The organism is Actinomyces procaprae (assembly GCF_004798665.1).
Classification (GTDB): domain Bacteria; phylum Actinomycetota; class Actinomycetes; order Actinomycetales; family Actinomycetaceae; genus Actinomyces; species Actinomyces procaprae.
In genome coordinates, this window is sequence record NZ_CP039292.1 from 1,992,087 (window position 1) to 2,011,845 (window position 19,759).

14 protein-coding genes and 2 rRNA genes are annotated in these 19,759 nt (G+C 66.8%); 3 read left to right on the plus strand and 13 right to left on the minus strand.

What is annotated here, in order from left to right:
- The first annotated feature begins 55 nt into the window (after positions 1 to 55).
- On the plus strand, positions 56 to 439 hold the full coding sequence (locus E4J16_RS08000) for a GntR family transcriptional regulator (protein WP_136313718.1): 384 nt from the start codon (positions 56 to 58) through the stop codon (positions 437 to 439).
- Positions 440 to 459: 20 nt separating this feature from the next.
- Positions 460 to 1,539, plus strand: coding sequence for a DUF1648 domain-containing protein (locus E4J16_RS08005; RefSeq protein WP_136313719.1), 1,080 nt, complete (start codon positions 460 to 462; stop codon positions 1,537 to 1,539).
- A 59-nt stretch (positions 1,540 to 1,598) separates the two neighbouring features.
- Here E4J16_RS08005 and E4J16_RS08010 read toward each other — a convergent pair whose 3' ends face one another.
- The 9 genes from E4J16_RS08010 to E4J16_RS08050 all read right to left on the minus strand — a co-directional run bounded on the left by E4J16_RS08010 (position 1,599) and on the right by E4J16_RS08050 (position 12,503).
- Positions 1,599 to 2,255, minus strand: coding sequence for a hypothetical protein (locus E4J16_RS08010; RefSeq protein WP_136313720.1), 657 nt, complete (start codon positions 2,253 to 2,255; stop codon positions 1,599 to 1,601).
- A 431-nt stretch (positions 2,256 to 2,686) separates the two neighbouring features.
- Positions 2,687 to 5,650, minus strand: a complete 2,964-nt coding sequence (locus tag E4J16_RS08015; RefSeq protein WP_136313721.1) for a leucine--tRNA ligase — start codon at positions 5,648 to 5,650, stop codon at positions 2,687 to 2,689.
- A 212-nt stretch (positions 5,651 to 5,862) separates the two neighbouring features.
- Entirely contained in the window at positions 5,863 to 6,291 is a 429-nt protein-coding gene (locus tag E4J16_RS08020) for an HIT family protein (RefSeq protein ID WP_136313722.1), read from the minus strand.
- Positions 6,248 to 7,120 carry a metal-dependent transcriptional regulator gene (locus tag E4J16_RS08025; protein WP_240038072.1) on the minus strand — a complete coding sequence of 291 codons (873 nt, stop codon included), beginning with the start codon at positions 7,118 to 7,120 and terminating at the stop codon, positions 6,248 to 6,250. The genes E4J16_RS08020 and E4J16_RS08025 overlap by 44 nt, the downstream gene beginning before the upstream one ends.
- Positions 7,117 to 7,839 (minus strand): vitamin K epoxide reductase family protein, encoded by a 723-nt coding sequence (locus tag E4J16_RS08030; protein WP_136193148.1) that lies wholly within the window; start codon positions 7,837 to 7,839, stop codon positions 7,117 to 7,119. The genes E4J16_RS08025 and E4J16_RS08030 overlap by 4 nt, the downstream gene beginning before the upstream one ends.
- A gap of 138 nt (positions 7,840 to 7,977) precedes the next feature.
- Complete coding sequence (locus E4J16_RS08035; RefSeq protein WP_240038073.1) at positions 7,978 to 9,768, minus strand: metallophosphoesterase family protein; 1,791 nt, start codon at positions 9,766 to 9,768, stop codon at positions 7,978 to 7,980.
- Positions 9,769 to 9,857: 89 nt separating this feature from the next.
- On the minus strand, positions 9,858 to 10,682 hold the full coding sequence (locus E4J16_RS08040; protein ID WP_136193146.1) for an HAD-IIB family hydrolase: 825 nt from the start codon (positions 10,680 to 10,682) through the stop codon (positions 9,858 to 9,860).
- 71 nt (positions 10,683 to 10,753) lie between these two features.
- Positions 10,754 to 10,924 carry a methionine/alanine import family NSS transporter small subunit gene (locus E4J16_RS08045; protein ID WP_136193145.1) on the minus strand — a complete coding sequence of 57 codons (171 nt, stop codon included), beginning with the start codon at positions 10,922 to 10,924 and terminating at the stop codon, positions 10,754 to 10,756.
- Between the two features lies 1 nt (position 10,925).
- Positions 10,926 to 12,503, minus strand: coding sequence for a sodium-dependent transporter (locus tag E4J16_RS08050; protein ID WP_187271302.1), 1,578 nt, complete (start codon positions 12,501 to 12,503; stop codon positions 10,926 to 10,928).
- Between the two features lie 348 nt (positions 12,504 to 12,851).
- On the opposite strand from E4J16_RS08050, the gene deoD reads away from it, so the two are divergent.
- Positions 12,852 to 13,568, plus strand: coding sequence for a purine-nucleoside phosphorylase (gene deoD, locus E4J16_RS08055; RefSeq protein ID WP_136193143.1), 717 nt, complete (start codon positions 12,852 to 12,854; stop codon positions 13,566 to 13,568).
- 180 nt (positions 13,569 to 13,748) lie between these two features.
- Here the strand turns inward: deoD and E4J16_RS08060 are convergent, their stop codons facing one another.
- The 4 genes from E4J16_RS08060 to E4J16_RS08075 form a co-directional block, all read right to left on the minus strand.
- Positions 13,749 to 14,150: a NifB/NifX family molybdenum-iron cluster-binding protein gene (locus E4J16_RS08060; RefSeq protein ID WP_136193142.1), complete on the minus strand. Its 402-nt coding sequence runs from the start codon at positions 14,148 to 14,150 to the stop codon at positions 13,749 to 13,751.
- A 48-nt stretch (positions 14,151 to 14,198) separates the two neighbouring features.
- Positions 14,199 to 14,954 (minus strand): polyphosphate--glucose phosphotransferase, encoded by a 756-nt coding sequence (gene ppgK, locus E4J16_RS08065; RefSeq protein WP_136193141.1) that lies wholly within the window; start codon positions 14,952 to 14,954, stop codon positions 14,199 to 14,201.
- Between the two features lie 777 nt (positions 14,955 to 15,731).
- Positions 15,732 to 15,851 (minus strand): 5S ribosomal RNA (rrf, locus tag E4J16_RS08070).
- A gap of 478 nt (positions 15,852 to 16,329) precedes the next feature.
- A 23S ribosomal RNA gene (locus E4J16_RS08075) occupies positions 16,330 to 19,538 on the minus strand.
- Between the last annotated feature and the right edge of the window lie 221 nt (positions 19,539 to 19,759).

Genomic DNA, 19,759 nt, shown 5'->3' on the forward strand with positions numbered 1-19,759 from the left:
TACTAGTATTAGTAGTACAGATCAGTTCGTCGTACCCTCACCGGGAGTTAGCAGCATGGACCTGGAAGTCGACCCCCTGTCCCCCACCCCGATCTACCAGCAGCTCCGCGACCGGATCGTGGAAGGAATTGCGCGCGGCGAGCTGCCGCCCGGCCGACGACTCCCCTCCGTGCGCGCCCTCGCCGGAGCCTTCGCCATCAACCCGGCCACCGTCTCCAAGGCCTACGATCTTCTGCGTGCCGAGGGCTTGGTTGTCACCAACGCCAAGTCCGGCACCGTCATCGCTCCTGCGGGTGACTGGACCGAGGCCGCCGCGTGGCAGTCGCGGCTGCGCACGCTACTGGCCGAGGCCCGTGCACACGGCCTGGCCGAGCAGCGGATCCTCGACGCCGCCGCCCACCAGCTCGACACGCTCTCACCGGTGGGGAGCGAACGGTAATGCTGGCCTACACCGTAAGCATGAGCTTGACCGCCGTGGTGCTGGGCCTGGCGTTCTGGGCGACTCCGGCCATCTCCCGGGACACGCTCCCGCTGGGCGTGTCGGTACCCGCCGAACGCGTCCACGACCCGGTTGTGCTACGCGCCATTCGTACCTGGCACAGATGCTGCCTGGTCGGCACCGCCGTCGCGGTGGCGGCGATTGTGCTGCTGCACTTAAGCGGCATCACTGCCAGCCGCCCGGGCCTGCCCGTAATCATCATGTTGGCACAGTTGGGCGCGGGTTTCGCGTCCTGGACGGTGGTGCGCCTGCCCATCATTGAGGCCAAACGGCAGGAGGGCTGGTACGAGGACCGGCGGGTGCGAAAGCTGGCCCCGATCGGCACCCCCGAGGAGTCTGGCAGCGCAATGCCCTGGTACGTCGCCTCGGTGCTCCTCCTGTTGGTCGCCGCGGTCTTCGTGCTGCTGCGCTACGACACGCTGCCCGACCCGCTGCCGATCCACTGGGGAGCCGACGGCGCCGTCGACGGCTGGGCGCGGCGCACCCCCCTGCAGGTGCTGCTGCCTGCGGCCATCGGCCTCGTGCTGGTCGCCGTGGTGGCGCTGTGCACCAGCATCGTCCGCCGCAGATTGCTGGCGAGCATCCCCGTCGACGGCGACCGGGACCGAACTCGGCGGCTCACCCGCGCCCAGGCGCACCTGATCGACCGGGTAATGGGGCCGCTGGCCCTGGCCACGGGCGTCTCCTTCGCCGGCATCCTGGTATTGCCGCTTGCGAAGTCACCTGCCGCCGCGCGCTGGTGGCTGGCTATCACGGTGACGGCCATCTGCCTGCTGATCCTGTGGATGATCGCCGACCTGATCCGACTCTCCCGCCGATTCACACGTCGGCTCACACCCGTGGACGCCGACTCCCCCGACGACGACGAGCTATGGCTCGGCGGGTTGTTCTACGTCAACCGCGCGGACCCCTCGCTGCTGGTGCCCAAACGCGCCGGCGTCGGCGTCGACCTGAACTATGGGCACCCGGTCGGGCGGGTGCTCGCAGTCTTCATACTGATCGACCTGGTATTCACCATCGGCGTGTGCATCGTGGCGTGACCAGACACGCGCCGGACAGACTGGAAAACCCCAGAATCGTCACTACATTATGTGTTTCATCACCGATCAGACACATAGTCATTGAGATGTCCTACGAGAGTTTCTATAAGACTATCCGTGACCTGAACCTGCCACCTCCCATATCTGGCTTCGACAGGCAATCCCATATAACCACTACGATGCCCTTCAACTGAATCCTTCCTTGGATTGTATATCACAAAATCGAAATCTTTAACGAGAAAGAAAAAATCTTCTCGCAAGTATTTGACGACAATCTTTGCGTCCTCGTTATGGAGGCTGCGCAGAGCCATGACCTGCCCACGAGACCTGCTGTCATCAGGAAGGAAGTATACGTAGGAAACGCCTCGTCGAAGGTTCTTTTTAACAGCCTCAATAAAGTAACCACCATTCACATCTCCTGCGATGTCTTTAGACACTATCCACACCTCTTCCACCGAATTATCCAACTCAATTGACTCCAAGCGAGCATTGTCCACCATCCATCCAGTCCGCTCCGCCGACAGCTCCGCAAGCGCCGCGTCAACTTTGCGCTCTATTGCCGCCAGCACCTCGTTCGCGGGATCGAGATAGTACCTGTGAACAAGGTAGACGGTCAGAGTAAACACGATGTACGAAGCCGAAAAACCCAGCACCGTAAGCATAAGCCCGGCGCGCCCCTGTATCTCGGCAAGCAGTAACGTAAGCACCATTGCCAAAAACGGAATAGTGACTTTACCAATGGTGGGAGACCATAGTTTCCTCCACCAGGGCTCCGAAGGCCTCGACATATACAACACCTCCCAACCGGGCGCCCGCTATACTACCCCGAATGCATTAGGGGTCAGGATAACGCAAATACGCCCGATTACTATTCAATGACCCGTCTACCAGTCTCACGACGACGCTAATCCCGCGAGAGACGTTTCGGCTGAACGAGCACGATTGTCCCACAAAAAACGTAGCTCCGCAGGCGTGTCGCAGCACCGCTACCCAGTACAGTCCCAGCGGACAAACTCAGACCGATTTCGACGTAAGTGAGTCACCGCGCGCACGGTGCCGCGGTATCTCAGTATTCATGTCAATACAGTCATCTCAGCGGTGCGTGACTGCCGTAGTAAACCCAGGCAGTGTGGTGTCACCACAATCCTCACTCGGGGACGACGCTCACCAGCTTGGGGGCGCGCACGATCACCTTGCGCACGCCGCGGCCGTCCAGAGCACGGACCACGCCGGGGGCGGCCAGGGCCAGCTTCTCCAGCTCGGCGGCGTCGATGTCGGGGTCGACCTCCAGGCGGTCACGGACCTTGCCCTTGACCTGCACCACGCAGGTGACCTTCTCGGCCGCCAGCAGTGCCTCGTCGGTAACCACTGGGAAGGGCTCGTGGGCGAGCGAGCGCTCATGCCCGAGCCGCTGCCAGATCTCCTCGCAGATGTGCGGGGCGACGGGCGCGGCCATGAGCGCCAGCGCCTCCACGGCCTCACGCGGCACGGTCTTCAGACCGGTGAGGTGGTTGTTGAGCACGATCAGCTTGGCGATCGCCGTGTTCAGGCGCATGCCCTCATAGTCCTCGCGCACGCCCACGATGGTGCGGGCGACCAGGCGCCGGGTGGCCTCATCGGCGGGAGCAGCGGACACCGTCACCTCGCCGGTGGTCTCGTCGACGACGTTGCGCCACAGCCGCTGCAGGAAGCGCTGGGCACCGGCGACGGCGCGGGTATCCCACGGACGGTCCTGGTCGAGCGGCCCCATGCTCATCTCGTAGACGCGGAAGGTGTCGGCGCCGTAGGCGTCGTACATGTCGTCGGGGGTGACGATGTTCTTCAGGGACTTGCCCATCTTGCCGTACTCACGGTTCACGGGCTGCCCCTGCCAGGTGAAGACCGAATTGCCGCCCTCGTCCTGGGTCTCCTCGACCTCGTCGGCGGGCACGTACTGGCCCCGGGAGTCGGTGTAGGCGTAGGCCTGCACGTAACCCTGGTTGAACAGCTTGTGGTACGGCTCGGAGGAGGACACGACCCCCAGGTCGAAGAGCACCTTGTGCCAGAAGCGGGAGTAGAGCAGGTGCAGGACGGCGTGCTCGACGCCGCCCACATACAGGTCGGTGCCGCCGGAGGTATTGCCGGCCTCCGGGCGCGGCCCCATCCAGTAGGCCTCGTTGGCGGGATCGACCAGCTGCGCGTCATCGGTGGGGTCGATGTAGCGCAGCTCGTACCAGCAGGAGCCGGCCCACTGGGGCATCGTGTTGGTCTCGCGCCGGTAGGTCTTGAGCCCGTCGCCCAGGTCGAGCTCAACCTCCACCCACTCGCTCGCCTTGCCCAGCGGCGCCTCCGGGGAGGAGGTGGCGTCGTCGGGGTCGTAGGTGCGCGGGGAGTAGTCGCTGACCTCGGGCAGCTCCACCGGGAGCATGGACTCCGGCAGGGCGTGGGCGTGACCGTCCTCGTCCCAGACGATCGGGAAGGGCTCGCCCCAGTAGCGCTGGCGGGAGAACAGCCAGTCGCGCAGGCGGTACGTGACGGCGCCGTGCCCGTAGCCCTTGGACTCCAGCCAGGCGGTCATGGCGGCCTTGGCCTCGTCCTTGCCCATGCCGTTGAGGCTGATCTCGGCGTTGGCGGAGTTGATGATCTGCCCGTCACCGGTCCAGGCGGCCTCGTCCAGGGAGAATCCCTCCGGCGGGGCGATCGTGGCGATGACGTCCAGGTCGTAGGCGCGGGCGAAGTCCCAGTCGCGCTGGTCACCTGAGGGGACGGCCATGATCGCACCGGTGCCATAACCCATAAGCACGTAGTCGGCGACGAACACGGGCACCTGTGCGCCGTTGACGGGGTTGGTACCGAACAGGCCCGTGAAGACGCCGGTCTTGGTGCGCTCGGTGTCGGTGCGCTCGGCCTCCGTGGCCTGGGCGGCGCGGGCCCGGTAGGCGGCCACCGCCTCCGCCGGGGTGGCGTAGCCGCCGGTCCAGGCGTCCCGGGTGCCCTCGGGCCAGGAGGGTGGGACGGTCAGGGCGGCGGCGTCCTGCTCCGGGCTGGCGCCGGACAGGCCGCCCAGCAGCGGGTGCTCGGGGGCGACCACCATGAAGGTGGCGCCGAACAGGGTATCGGGGCGCGTGGTGTAGACGGTCAGCTCGTTCTGGCTGGCGCCGACGGCGTCGGCCCCGGGCAGGGCGAAGGTCACCTCCGCGCCCTCGGAGCGGCCGATCCAGTTGCGCTGCATGGTCTTGACCTTCTCGGGCCAGTCCACCGTGTCCAGGTCCTCGGCCAGCCGGTCGCCGTAGGCGGTGATGCGCATCATCCACTGGCGCAGGTTCCGCTTGAACACGGGATAGTTTCCACGCTCGGAGCGGCCCTCGGCCGTGACCTCCTCGTTGGCCAGCACGGTGCCGAGCCCGGGGCACCAGTTCACCGGGGCGGAGGATACGTAGGCGAGGCGGTGGGAGTCGACGACGTCGGCCTGCTCCCCCGGCGTCAGCTCGGCCCAGGGGCGGCCGTCGGGAGTGGGGACCAGCCCGGAGGCAAGCTTGTCGACCAGTTCGCTCACGGGGCGGGCGGCACCGGTGCCGCGGCCGTCGCGGCGGGGGGCGTCCGGGTCGAACCAGGAGTTGAACACCTTAAGGAAGATCCACTGGGTCCAACGCACGTACTCCACGTCGATGGTTGCCAGCGAACGGCGCGGATCGTGCGACAGGCCGAGCCGGCGCAGCTGGCGGCGCATGTTGGCGATGTTCGCCTCGGTGGAGATACGCGGGTGCTGGCCGGTCTGCACCGCGTACTGCTCCGCCGGCAGGCCGAAGGCGTCGTACCCCATGGTGTACAGGACGTTCTTGCCGGTCATGCGGGTGAATCGGGCGATGACATCGGTGGCGATGTAGCCCAGGGGGTGCCCCACGTGCAGTCCCTTCCCCGACGGGTAGGGGAACATGTCCAGCAGGAAGAACTTCTCCTTGCCCGCCTGCGGGCCGGCCAGCCCGCCCGCAGGGTTGTCGGCGTTGAAAGTGCCCTCCTTCTCCCACCGGTCCTGCCAGGCGGTCTCCAGGCGTCCGGCCAGGGCGGCCGTGTACCGGAAAGGCGTGGCGTTCTGCTCGGCGGCCTGCTGGGCCAGGCTGTTCTCCGTCATCGCGGGAGCGCTCCCTTGGTTCGTGCGAATGGGGCAGGGCCGCAGCGCCGTCGGCGGACAGGCCGAACGGCGCGCGGCCCCGTTGCTGCGGGCCAGCCTATCCCCCGCCCGGCCTCGCTCCGGCTCGGGTCCGCCAAGTGGAGGCGCGAGCCCGGTCACGTCGGCCCCGGGCGGGGCGTGGGGCAGGACGCGACGAGCCTGCGGGGTCGCGCTCAGGCCAGTGCCGGAGAGTCGAGCGCCGCAGGAACCTGCTCGCCCCAGCCGTCCTCGCGCAGGCCGGCGCGCAGACGCTCCATGGCGGCATCGAGCTCCGCAGCGGGCACGTCCTGCCGGGCGGCTGCGGGCGCGACGTCCCCCTCGGCGCGGATGGGCAGTACGTGCAGGTGTAGGTGGTCGACCTCGTAGCCGACCACCATGACGGCGGCGCGCGCAGCATCGAACACACGCGTCTGGGTACGGCCGATGCGCTTGGCGACGACGGCCAGGTGGGCGATGAGCTCGTCGGGGGCGTCCACGTAGGAGACGACCTGCTGCCGGGGCACGACCAGGACGTGCCCGTCGGTGTGCGGGGCGATGGTGGCGAAGGCGACGCAGGTCTCATCGGCCCAGACGAAGCGTCCGGGAAGGTCGCCGTTGATGATCTTGGTGAAGACGGACTGCGCGGGGAGTGGTTGTTTCGCTCACAGCCCCAGGGTAGTGGAATCGGCCGAGGACTACTGCGCCGCCCCTGTACCCTCCGGCCGGGCGACTACCCACAGGCCGCCCTCCGGGACGGCGACGAGCTCCTCCCCCGCGGCCGCACCCTCCGGCTGCTCGGCCCGCACACGAGTAGTGGGCCGGCCGTCGGCCGCGCCGTTGTCCCCGCGCCCCACCCACGAGTACGCGGGAATCCAGGCCGATCCCCGCGCGCGCCAGCTGCTTGAGGAGGGCGGCGTCATCCCGGATGCGTCCTACTACGCCGCACTGCCCAACACGCAGCGACTCGACCGCGCGCAGCTTCGGCACAGCGACCCGCCCTTCGGGATCCGGGATGGGATCCCCGTGCGGGTCCCGCACGGGATGCCCCAGGGCCGCGTCGAGTGCCGCCAGCAGCCGGTCGGAGACGGCGTGCTCAAGCACCTCCGCCTCGGCGTGGACCTCGTCCCACTCGAATCCCAGCGCCGCTACCAGGTAGGTCTCCAGCAGCCGGTGCCGACGCACCATTGCCTGTGCCAGGCGTCGGCCCCGGTCGGACAGGGTTACGGCCCGGTAGGGGGCGTGTTCCAGCAGACCCGCATCCACCAGGCGGGAGACGTTCTCCGACGCGGTCGACGGCGCCACCCCCATGCGCCGGGCGAGCCCGGTAATGGAGGCTCCTTCACCGCCCCACTCGGAGGCCGCCCACACGGCCTTGAGGTAGTCCTGGGTGACGGCCGAGCCGTCGGCGGCGGTGGGCTCTTCTGCCGGCTCGCCCTGGTGCACCGGGCTCACCGCAGCATCGCCACCCAGCCGTCCCAGAATGCCACCAGCACTATGACGACGATCGCGGCGTACATGACCCCGGCGATCCACCAGCGCCCGGCCACCAGGGCGCGAACAGCGGCTTGAGGCAGTCCGAGGTGGCCGCCCTGCGCCGCCCGCGCCCAAGTACTGGTGGCGATCGGGATGGTCACCGCCCAGATCAGGGTGCAGAAGGGGCAGAGCTTGCCGAAGGTCAGCACCGATACGGCCAAGAACCAGGCGACGAACCCGATGCCGCACACGGTCCCCGCCGCCAGGCCCCACCACACCCAGCGGGGCAGCCGGCCGCCCGCCGCCAGCAGCAGTCCGATCAGCAGCAGCACCGCGAAGGCCATGGCACCGATGAAGGAGTTGGGGGCGCCCAACAGGTTGCCCTGCCAGACGTTCAGGGAGTCCCCGCAGGACACCAGCGGGTTCACGTCGCAGACCAGGCCGGCGTCCGGCTCACGCAGCTGCCTGATCTGGCTGACGATCAGTTCCCAGCAGGCACCGATGCCGATCAGCGAGCCGACGATCAACAGCGCCGCGTAGGAACCGGGCGCACCGGTCGCGGTCTGCCAGGCGGGCGCTCCGGGCGATTGCGCGGGCGCGGCGGGCGCCGGGGCATCGGCCAGGTAGGCGTCCAGCTCCTCCTCGCTCATCGCGTCGATCATCGCGTCGACCTCGGCCTGGGTGGGCACATGCGCCATCGGCGGAACTCCTCGGCTGCTTGTGGATGTGGGAGCGTCCCGGTAACCGCGGGAACGCGTCCCCTATTGTGCCTCACTGCCGTTGCGCCGCGAATGCGCGGCAAAGCCGCCCGGGAATACCGCCCAGGACTCAATCCCTCACGGCTCCGCGGGCTCCTGCGCCGCGGGCACGGGCCGCCAGGCACCGACGGTGACGGAGGCGTCCGGGTGCAGGGTGACGGTACGCCAGGCGACCAGGTCGCCGTCGGGACTGAAGGAGAATACGTGCAGGTAGGCGTCCTCAGTGACCTGGCCGATCGAGGTTCCGCCCTTCCCCGCACCGGAGACGAGTTGGGCGACGTCGAGGTTCCCGCCGACGGTGGTGGTCATGCCCCGCTCCTGGTGGACATGCCCGGCGACCAGGAGCGGCGCGCAGCCCTCTGCGACCAGTGGGCCGAAGGTGTAGGGCTGGTGGATGAGCACGAGGTCGACCCGGTTGTTCGCGTCGGCCGCCTGGCAGGAGGTGGAGGCCAGGCGGGCGCCCAGCTGCGCAGCGTCCTCGCGCCCGCGTGGGACCGTGCCGCTGGCGGAGGTGCGGTCGGGGTCGACATCACCGAGCACGTTGAGCCCGGCGACCTTCTGGACCGTCCCGTCGGTGACGGTCCACCCCTGGGCGCGCAGGCGCGCCACGGTGGATTCAGAGTCGTGGTTGCCGATCGTGGCCACGCGCGCAACCCCGGAGGGCACCGCGTTTGAGAGCGCATCAACGCAGATCGACTCGGGCTGGCTCCCGGTCATGGTCAGATCGCCGTCGTCCAGGTGCAGATCCGCGTCGGCGAGCTCGTCCAGTACGCCGGCGAAGGAGATCACGTCCAGGTTGCAGTGAAGGTCGGTTGACAGCACGGCGGTGATGTCGGTGTCGGGTTCCACCGCCCAGGCTCCGGTGACCGGAGCGGTCGCGGTCGGGTCGGCGTCGGGCCCCGTGCCGGCGGACGCAGTGTGGCCCGCGGTGAGGGCCCGCGTGGGCTCAATGCCCGTGGCGGTGCCGGGCGGAGCCGTGGGCGAGGCGGACTGGGGCGTCTCGGCGACGGGCACTGAGAGAGCAGTGGTGCCGCGAGCAGTTGCCGCGTCGCGGGCGAGGCTCACGGCCTCTTCGTCGACCATCCCGTCAGCGGCAGTGACATCGACGGCCCCGTCGACGGCGGCCGCCGCGCTCCACGCCGCCCTGAGATTGCTCTCCGCCGCGGTGTAGAAGGCGGTGTTCTCGTCGAGGAAGGCGGTTACACGGCTTCCGTAGGCCTGCACGATGTCGGCCACCCGCCCGGACAGGCGAGCGCTCTCCAACGGTGTCCCCGCCAGCGCCTCCAGCCGCGTCCCGGGGGGCGCAGTGGTGCGCACCGCCGGCACTGCCACGGCGAGCACGCAGGCAGCAGCCGTCGTCGCCGCCAGAACCACCGCCGCACGCGGCACGTCCCGTACCTTGCTCGGCCGCAGTGGGCGCAGCCCCGCCAGGCGCCAGACGACCACCAGGCTCAGCAGCACCGATTCCACCAGGCCGGCGCGCCGGATGGCGTCATCAGCGAGGGCGCGCAGGCCGCGCTGGACGGTGAGCTCGGGGTGGGTGGCCAGAGATACGTATGCGGCACCGTCGGAGCTGAGCGCCTGCCCGAGTGTCTCCTCCGAGACGACGTCGGGGTCGGCTTCTCCCGGGATCTCCCCCACTGTCACGGCGACTCCGAGAACCGGGGTCGGCGAGTCCATGGTGACCGAACCGAGTGGGCCGAGGTCGACGGTGAGCGTGGAGTCCAGCGTCACCGCCCAGTCGGCTTCATGCGGCCCCAGTGGCGCCGACGCCGTCGCCGTCGACACACCGATGACCAGTGACAAGCACCCGGTGACCGCCAGCAGGGTGCATGTGCGCACAACCTTGCGGAAACGGGCCGTGCGCAAGCGCCACCACCGCAGCAGCAGAGCCCACGCCCTGCCGAGCGCCTCAGCGCCGCCTCGCAGCGGCGACCGGGGATCTATGCGGGGAGGAGTCAGTTCCGGTCACCCGCCGCGATGCGTGCGGCCAGGTCGGTCACGAAGGCGGCCGTGTCCTCCCAGGTACCGACGGCCTGGCAGGTCACTCCCATGGCCTTGACCGGGTAGTCATTGCCGTCGGGATCGAGCCGGTCCCCCACGAACAGCATCTGCTCCAGCGCAATGCCGGTCACCTCTGCGAGCCTGCGCATGCCGTAGGCCTTGTCGATTCCCTTGCGGGTGATGTCCACGCTGGTGGATCCGCCGGAGCGGACCTCCAGTTCGGGGAGCCGCGCGGCTACGGCATCGCGTAGGCGGCCCTTCTTCTCCCCCGTGGGGTCCCACGCCTGCTTGGCCTCCAGCGGCGCCTCCTGCCCGAGTGCGGAGAAGGTTATCTGGCTGCCCCGGTCCTCCAGCGCCGGCCCCCAGGTCTGCTCCTCCCACAGCCCCAGGCGACGGGCCTCGGACTCCACGACGGCGCAGGCCTGCGCGACCTGTTCCGGTGTCAGGTCATTGGCGTACACCAGTGTCCAGTCGCCGTCGTCAGCGTTGTAGGTGTAGTAGCGCGTGCCGCAGGTGGGCATGAGGTGAAGTCGTGCGAGCTGGTCGGGCCGGGCGTCCAGGCGGGCGAGTACCTGCTGGCGGAACTGTCCGATCTGGCCACCGGAGATGACGCATACAGGAATGACGTCGAGCAGCGCGCGCAGGGCCGTGGCCATGCGCGTCGGCATGGGCGACTTGGAGGGGGCGAGTGTCCCATCCAGGTCGAAGGCGACCAGCCGCGGGGCGTTCTCAGGCATATCGGTGGGGACGACGGGCGTTGCATCCGGGGTCGAGGGCATGGGACGCATTGTGTCGCACGTCTGCGGCACCACAAAACCTGAGTCAGCTGGCGGAGTAATGGCTCCGGCCATCAGGACTCCTGCGGATGCCTCAGGTGCTCGTGGGCGGCAGCCAGAGCCGCCTCCCTCGCCTCAACATCCTCACGACGTCCCCGCACGATCAGGGCCGTCACGGATACGGCCAGGCCGCCCCAGATGATGACAATGGCGATGAGCATTACGGCGATTGCCTGTCCGGTCACCTCAGTTCACCTCCTCCAGCACATCCAGGTCCAGGGGTAGGTAGTCATCGACCGGGGTGCGCCAGGGCATCCGGGTGAAGACCACGGTGGCGACGGCGACCAGGAAGATGGTGCCCCACCCGAAGACCGCTTGCAGGCCTACGGAGTACTCGTCGTACCCGCTGGTCACATAGGACCAGACGTTCTGAACGAACATGTATCCCAGCAGGAGGGGCGCTACGACGGCAACCAGGCCCCGCCACCAGCCGCCGATGATGCGCGTATCGGACACGAGGTTCAGGTGACGCTGCAGCTCCTTCAGGCGCCGCAGTACCAGGCCCAGCCCGACGCACATGACGATGGCGGAGCCCACCACGCCGATGTAGTTGATGTAGGCGTCAACGATATCCAGGTCCCACAGACCCGAGGCGGTGCCGAACAACATGAGCGAGAGAGCGGCACTGGGCAGCCCGGACGCCACGGTCGCCTTGGCGTTCGACCAGCCGAGCTTCTCCCCCACGGCGGGAGCGACAACCTGCAGGATGGAGATGAAGGAGGTCAGCCCGGCCATCGAGAATGAGGCGAAGAACAACACGCCGAACAGCGCGCCGCCGGGCATCTGGGAGATGACGGTCGGGAAGGTGATGAAGGCGAGCCCGACGCCCTGGATCCCCTCCAGATCAGCAACCGCCACACCTTCGACATGCGCCATGAAACCCAGCGTGGCGAACACGCCGATACCGGCGAGAATCTCGAAGGAGGAGTTCGCGAATGCCGCGGTGAAACCGGTGCCCACAAGATTCGAGCGCCGCTTGAGGTACGAGGCGTAAGTGAGCATGATGCCGAAGCCGATAGACAGGGAGAAGAAGATCTGCCCGAAGGCCGCTACCCAGACCGTGTAGTCAGTCAGCCGGCTCCAGTCGGGTGTGAACAGGGTGTTGAGGCCGTCTGTGGCGCCGGGTAGCAGGATGGCTCTTGCCACGAGCACGACGAACATGATCACCAGCACGGGCAGGAACACCCGGTTGGCCCGTTCAACGCCTCTGGAGATCCCACGGGCAACGACGAAGATCCCGAACGCCCATACCAGTGCCAACGGAATCACGACACCCAGGATGGGAATCGGTGAGTACGCGGGGGTTGAGCTGTCCGCCAGGGTGGTCTGGCCGATGTAGTCACTGAAGAAGCCGGCTGCGTCGTCCCCCCAAGCGGTGGTCAGGGAGAAGAGTGTGTAGCGCAGGGCCCAGGCAACGATCACCGCGTAGTAGGTCATGATGACGAAGCAGATGAAGACCTGCCACCAGCCGAGCCACTCGAACCGCTTGGACACTCTCCGGAAGACGGCCGGCGCGGATCCACGGAAGCGGTGTCCGAGCGCGTAGTCGAGGAAGAGCACCGGGAGGCCGGTGATCAGCAGAGCGATGATGTACGGGACCATGAACGCGCCACCACCATTGTTGTAGGCGGTGCCGGGGAAGCGCCAGATATTGCCCAGTCCGACTGCGGAGCCGATCGCGGCCATGAGGAATCCGAGCTGTCCGCTCCACTGCTCGCGCGCGGGCATCTGCGTCTGATTTGGCGTTCCGGGACTGGAGGGCATCGAGGACCTTCCGGGTTGTGAGGAGCCGGTATGTGCGGCTGCCCGTGCGTAATGGCACAGGCCTTGAAGTAGTAGGACGATAGTCGCACCTTGGACACAGCCCTACCATGTCCCGGCATGTGGACGGTGGAGTGTGCTGCCCCAACCGTTCCCATAGGCCGGTCCGACGCCGTCGCCCCAGGTCGGCTCCACCGGCAGCGCCGATTGGTCTCGTATAGGTGCCTCTCCGGGTGACCGGCCCCACGTCGCCACGGGTTGTGCGACACTGGCATGTCGCGCATTCGGAGCCTCCCGGTATTCCCGGCGCTCCCCTGCGCGGCAATTTGAACGATGACTGAAAGGACCACCATGGCAACGCCTCATATCGCCGCCGAGCCCGACGACTTCGCCCCCGCTGTGCTCATGCCGGGAGATCCCCGCCGCGCCCAGCGCATCGCCGAGGGCCTCATGGATGACGCCCGCCTGGTGACGGACGTGCGCGGTATGCTCGGCTTCACCGGAACCGTCGACGGCAAGCCGTTGTCCGTGATGGGGTCCGGTATGGGGCAGCCTTCCTTCTCCATCTACGCCACCGAGCTGTTCAGCCAATTCGGGGTCGAGCGCATTATTCGCGTGGGCACGGCAGGCGGCATCGGGAAGCACGTGCATGTCGGTGATGTTGTCATCGCCACCGGCGCGCACACCGACTCCGCAATGAACCAGCTGCGCATCCCCGGAGTGAACTTCTCCGCCGTGGCCGACTTCCGGCTTGCTATGGCCGCCTATCGGGCGGGGATCGAAGCGGGGCTGTCGGATCGCATGCACACCGGCACGATCATCTCCCGCGACCACTTCTACTTCACGCCCGAGGGGCAGACCGAGCGCCTGTCCGCATACGGGACTCTCTGTGTGGAGATGGAGGCGGCGGCCCTCTACGGCGTCGCAGCCGAATTCGGTAAGCAGGCACTAGCCGTGTTGACCATCTCCGACCATCTGCTGGATCACTCCGGAGACATGACCGCCGCCGAGCGGGAGACTCGTTTCCAGGACTCTCTGCGGCTGGCGGTGGCGGCCGCGCTCAGTTGAGAGGCGCCGGGCGGGCCATGAGGTCGCCTCGGCCCGCCCGGCTCCGGTCCGGTCAGTAGCAGCGCCCCTGCCGAGCTCGTTACGGCGGCCGGCACGGCGACGCCCACCCGGGCACGCACGCGGGATCCCGACCGGCCCGCCCCGCGGGCCGATGGCGCCCCTTGCCAAGCGCTGTCTGTGTCAGTACGGGAGCTCTCCCGCTTCACCCGCCTCCGAGCCGGCCAGGGCCGTGACCACCGCCGCGCGCGCGTTGCCAACTGGCGTTAGGAGCAGGCGGATACCCATACGGCCGACCACTCTGCGCATGCCGGGTCCCATGTGCGCTGCGACGATCGTGTCCACCCGGTGCTGATTCAAGAACCGGACGATCCGCGCATGATGTGAGCCCTCGGTCCCGGCGTCGTGGGCCGTGTCCCAGCCCACCGAGAACTCCTGCCAGCCGGTGATCACTCCGTCCGTCACACTAGCGACCGCAACTCGCGGAGCGCGGCCGAAACGCGGCTCGACGTCGCCCGTAGGGGTGACGGGGACCAGCACGACCGTTGTCGGACTCGCCAGCGGTTCAGTGTGGAATGCCTTCATGTCAGTACCCTATGCCGCGTTGCGAGCACTGGCGGCTGTCGCCGCGGCCTACCGCTGCTGTTCTCGGCTTGCCTGATAGGCAGCGCCGACGATCCCCGCGGTGTTCAGCAACTGTGCGGGGACGATCGGCGTCTTGAGATCAAGCCGAGGCAGGAACTTCTCATGCTTCTTGGAGACGCCTCCGCCCACCACGAACAGATCCGGGGAGAACAGCATCTCGACGTGAGAGTAGTACCGCTGCAGCCGCTTGGCCCACTTCTTCCATGACAGCTCCTGCTGCTCCCGCTGCCCTGAAGAGGCGCGTTTCTCGGCGTCGTAGCCGTCGATCTCCAGGTGTCCGAGTTCGGTATTCGGCACCAGGGTGCCGTCAACGATGATCGCTGAGCCGATCCCCGTGCCGAGCGTAGTGACGATCACCGTGCCCGGCACTCCCTTCGCGGCTCCGAAGGCAACCTCGGCGAGTCCGGCAGCGTCGGCGTCATTGAGGGCGGTGACCTCCCGTCCCAGGTGCCGCAGCATCAACTCGTTGACGTCGATGCCCGCCCACGATCCGTCGAGGTTGGCGATGAATGGCACGGTCCCGTGCACGATCGGGGCGGGGAAGGCGACACCAACTGGGACGTTGGCGCTCACCCCGAGCCCCTCGAGCAGCTCCCTGCACACCTCTGCCACGGCGTCTGGGGTCGCAGGCTGGGGAGTCTCGATCCGTATGCGGTCACCGATGAACTCGCCTGTTTCAAGATCAACTCTGGCACCCTTGACTCCCGAGCCGCCGATGTCGATGCCGCACGCGATCGAAGTCATGTCGTCCTCCTCATGCCGACTATGCCCGTGCATGCCGAGGATAACCCAACGGGGGTCCGAGCAGCCGCGGTTTGCGGGCTCTTCGCGTTTGAGGGTGTGGTGGTGTGCAGGTGGGGGCCTGGTGGCGGTCGTTGTGGACGTCCCGGCGGGGCCGCTCTGCCAGGTACGGGTAGGGCGGGCGTGATTGATCGTCGTGAGCCTGGGCGGGTCACTGCAGGTCCCGACGGATACGCCGATTCCGGGCGGGTCCCTCCGGGATGCGGCGGATGGGATGGGAGGACTCGGATGCTCGCCTGGCGGTTCGTACCTTCTGGTCAACGATTCGTACTATCCGGCGACGGTACGTACCCCTGGGTGCCGAACCGTCGCAGGAAGGTACGAACCGTCGGCGCTATGTGCCGAACCGTCAACCAAAGGTACGAACCGTCAAGCGAGCACCCGAACCGTCGTGTTGATCCGCGTGTGCGCCTGGCGATCATCCGGTGTCCTGATGACGCCCCGTACGGGGCGGTGGCCGCCTCCTCTTGCGACCAGCACGCCATCGGCTGGTGGCTCCTGGCGCCTGGCCGGGTCGGCGTGCTGCGGCCGTAAAACGGGCCCGCGCCCGGCGACTCGGGTGTCAACGACGACGCCCGACCCCGCACCCCAGCAGATAACTCACACCCCCACCAACCACACCCACGAACACGAACAGCCGCTTTGCGCCGCCGCTTTGGGACGCGTACGCGCTGCTCAGCGCAGTGTTTTGTTTTGGGTGTGGTTGTGGGTGGGTGGGTGTGCCGGCGGTGTCCTACTCTCCCGCCCGCCTGTCGGGGGCAGTACCATTGGCGCTGGGGGGCTTAGCTTCCGGGTTCGGAATGGGTGCCGGGCGTTGTCTCCCCCGCTATGACCACCGGCACGACCCACCCACCCACGACCACACCCCCACTGTTCGTCCCCGGGGGGTTCCGCGCCCCCCCCGGTGGCGTGTGTGCCGCTTGGGGTGGCGTGGTCGCACGGCAGTGGCTGCCTGTGCCTGCTGAAGCACTGTGCTGTTATAACCCCCCCACCCCGCCACAACCACTACTGGTTGGTGGCGGGCCGGCTGGTGGCCTGCGGGGGGGCGGGTCGCGCACCCGGCCCCTGGGGGGGTTCTGCGGGCGGGTTGTGGTTGGTCGTGGACCGTACAGCGGACGCCCGCACCCACCCGTTGGGGGTTGTCACGCCCGAACGGCGCCCCCCAACAAAAAAGGAGTGTGCGTGTGTGTGTTGTTGCCTGGCTGCCGGCGTGCTCGCTGCCGCCCCCCCTCTTGCGGGTGGCGGCCGCTGCTGCCCTGCCCCCTTTTTTTTTGGCTTGTGCCCGCCCCCACTTACGGCCTGGCCGTGCGGGGGTGGGTTCGTGTTGTGTTCGGCTGTTGTTAGTACCAGTCAGCTCAAGCAGCAGGTTGACCCCTCCCGGGGCTGCCTGCTTCCACATCTGGCCTATCAACCCAGTAGTCTACTGGGAGCCTTCCACGCCCCCCAATAGCCGGGGGGCGTGCGGAGACCTTATCTTGGAGTCGGTTTCCCGCTTAGATGCTTTCAGCGGTTACCCGGCCCGAACGTAGCCAACCAGCCGTGCCCCTGGCGGGACAACTGGCGCACCAGAGGTTCGTCCGTCCCGGTCCTCTCGTACTAGGGACAGGCCTCCTCAAGTCTCCTGCGCGCGCAGAGGATAGGGACCGAACTGTCTCACGACGTTCTAAACCCAGCTCGCGTACCGCTTTAATGGGCGAACAGCCCAACCCTTGGGACCTGCTCCAGCCCCAGGATGCGACGAGCCGACATCGAGGTGCCAAACCATGCCGTCGATATGGACTCTTGGGCAGGATCAGCCTGTTATCCCCGGGGTACCTTTTATCCGTTGAGCGACGACCCACCCACACGGGATCGCCGGATCACTAGCTCCCACTTTCGTGCCTGCTCGACCCGTCAGTCTCGCAGTCAGGCCCTCTTGTGCGCTTGCACTCAACACCTGGTTGCCGACCAGGCTGAGAGAACCTTTGAGCGCCTCCGTTACTCTTTAGGAGGCAACCGCCCCAGTTAAACTACCCACCAGGCACTGTCCCTGACCCGGATCACGGGCCGAGGTTCAGACGCACGCCACAGCCAGAGTGGTATCCCAACGACGACTCCACCAGCACTAGCGTGCCGGCCTCACAGTCTCCCACCTATCCTGCACAAGCCATGGCGGACGTCAATACCAAGCTATAGTAAAGGTCCCGGGGTCTTTCCGTCCTTCTGCGCGTAACGAGCATCTTTACTCGTAATGCAATTTCGCCGAGCTCATGGTTGAGACAGTAGAGGAGTCGTTACGCCATTCGTGCAGGTCGGAACTTACCCGACAAGGAATTTCGCTACCTTAGGATGGTTATAGTTACCACCGCCGTTTACTGGGGCTTAGGCTCACCGCTTCACCCCACAGCACGTGGGGCTGACGGATCCTCTTAACCTTCCAGCACCGGGCAGGCGTCAGTCCGTATACATCGCCTTACGGCTTCGCACGGACCTGTGTTTTTAGTAAACAGTCGCTCCTCCCTGGTCACTGCGACCCTCACCCCCAGCCCGCACGGGGCCTCAGGGCTCGGGCCCCCCTTCTCCCGAAGTTACGGGGGCATTTTGCCGAGTTCCTTAACCATGATTCACTCGCCCGCCTGGGCATACTCTGCCCGACCACCTGTGTCGGTTATTGGGTACGGGCGGTAGCGCACCTCGCGCCGAGGCTTTTCTAGGCACCCCAGGATCACCCTGCTATCCCCCACCCCAACGGGCGGGGTCACCATCACGCCTCACCCCACCCCCCAACACGGGGGGCATGGCACCCGGATTTACCTGGGCGCCGGGCCACACGCTTGGACGGGACAAGCCATAAGCCCCGCCGGGCTACCTCTGTGCGTCACCCCTGTTAACACGCTTGCCTACCAGCACGGAGGACCCCCAGACCAACACCCCCACAGGCACCGCCCGGCCCGAAGACCGGCACAGCACCCAAGCAAGAGGGCGCCGGCGTGGGTTAGCACCCGCACGTCAGCATGGACGGTGCACCACCGGTACGGGAATATCAACCCGTCATCCATCGACTACGCCTGTCGGCCTCGCCTTAGGCCCCGACTCACCCAGGGAGGACGAACCTGCCCCTGGAACCCTTGGTCATACGGCGCCGGGGAATCCCACCCCGGTCTCGCTACTCATGCCTGCATTCTCACTCCCACGCCGTCCACCCACGGTCACCCCCGGGCTTCACCCAGCGCAGGACGCTCCCCTACCACCCCGCACCACACAAGGGCACGGGATCCGCGGCTTCGGCGGTACGCTTGAGCCCCGCTACATTGTCGGCGCACGACCACTCGACCAGTGAGCTATTACGCACTCTTTCAAGGATGGCTGCTTCTGAGCCAACCTCCTGGCTGTCACCGCGACCGCACATCCTTTCCCACTTAGCGTACTCTTAGGGGCCTTAGCCGGCGGTCCGGGCTGTTTCCCTCTCGACCACGAAGCTTATCCCCCGCAGTCTCACTGCCGCGCTACAACCACGACGGCATTCGGAGTTTGACTGGCATCAGTAACCCAGTAAGGCCCCTCAGCCAACCAGTGCTCTACCTCCGCCCGGCAACACGCGACGCTGCACCCAAATGCATTTCGGGGAGAACCAGCTATCACGGAGTTTGATTGGCCTTTCACCCCTACCCACAGCTCATCCCCCCCGTTTTCAACCGAGGTGGGTTCGGTCCTCCACACGCTCTTACACGTGCCTCAACCTGGCCATGGGTAGATCACCCCGCTTCGGGTCCAGAACGTGCCACTAAAACGCCCACTTCGGACTCGCTCTCGCTACGACTACCCCACAACAGGTTAACCTCGCGACACGCCCTGACTCGCAGGCTCATTCTTCAAAAGGCACGCCACCACCCAGGCACACCCCCACCCAAAGGCAGGAGCCCACCCAGGCCCTGACGGCTTGCAGGCGCCCGGTTTCAGGTACTCTTTCACTCCCCTCCCGGGGTACTTTTCACCATTCCCTCACGGTACTAATCCGCTATCGGTCACCAGGAAGTATTTAGGCAGCCAGGTGGTCCTGGCAGACTCACGCAGGACTCCACGAACCCCACGCTACAAAAAGGGGAAAAACACGCCCCACACCACACCAGCAGCTTCAGCCTACGGGGCTATCACCCTCTACGGCCCCCCTTCCCAGAGGATCCGGCTAGCCACCAGCAACAGCGCGGGCCCACGGCAGCAGGCCCCAGACGCGCCCCACAACCCCGCAGCCGCAACCCCTGCCGGGTAATCACACGACCACGGTTTAGCCTCCTCCGCTTTCGCTCGCCACTACTCACGGAATATCCTCTCCTACGGGTACTGAGATGTTTCACTTCCCCGCGTAACCCCCCACCCCCTATGAATTCAGGGACAGGTGGCGCGGCACAACCCGCGCCGGGTACCCCCATTCGGAAACCCTCGGATCACAGCCCGCAAGCCGGCTCCCCGAGGCATATCGCAGGCCGCCACGTCCTTCATCGGCCCCTGGTGCCAAGGCATCCACCGAGCGCCCAAAAAAACAACACAAACAAGAACACAAGCAAAAAAACGCAGAACAGCAACCACAAACACGCGACAAACAAGACAACAAAAACACTCGCGTCCGCTATACAGTTCACAACCAACCAGCCCACACCACCACAACCAGCCACCACCAGGCAACCAGCCGCGCCAGCAGGACCCACCCAGGGCGCGCAGCCCCGGAACCCGACAGCATGCCACCCCACCCCCACCCACCAACACAGCAG

Bases quoted from the DNA above. Each gene is read 5' to 3' on its own strand.
- E4J16_RS08000 (WP_136313718.1), top strand. From the start codon at position 56: ATGGACCTGGAAGTCGACCCCCTGTCCCCCACCCCGATCTACCAGCAG.
- E4J16_RS08005 (WP_136313719.1), top strand. From the start codon at position 460: ATGAGCTTGACCGCCGTGGTGCTGGGCCTGGCGTTCTGGGCGACTCCG.
- E4J16_RS08015 (WP_136313721.1), bottom strand. From the start codon at position 5,650: ATGACGGAGAACAGCCTGGCCCAGCAGGCCGCCGAGCAGAACGCCACG.
- E4J16_RS08030 (WP_136193148.1), bottom strand. From the start codon at position 7,839: ATGGCGCATGTGCCCACCCAGGCCGAGGTCGACGCGATGATCGACGCG.
- E4J16_RS08040 (WP_136193146.1), bottom strand. From the start codon at position 10,682: ATGCCCTCGACCCCGGATGCAACGCCCGTCGTCCCCACCGATATGCCT.
- E4J16_RS08050 (WP_187271302.1), bottom strand. From the start codon at position 12,503: ATGCCCTCCAGTCCCGGAACGCCAAATCAGACGCAGATGCCCGCGCGC.
- deoD (WP_136193143.1), top strand. From the start codon at position 12,852: ATGGCAACGCCTCATATCGCCGCCGAGCCCGACGACTTCGCCCCCGCT.
- E4J16_RS08060 (WP_136193142.1), bottom strand. From the start codon at position 14,150: ATGAAGGCATTCCACACTGAACCGCTGGCGAGTCCGACAACGGTCGTG.
- ppgK (WP_136193141.1), bottom strand. From the start codon at position 14,954: ATGACTTCGATCGCGTGCGGCATCGACATCGGCGGCTCGGGAGTCAAG.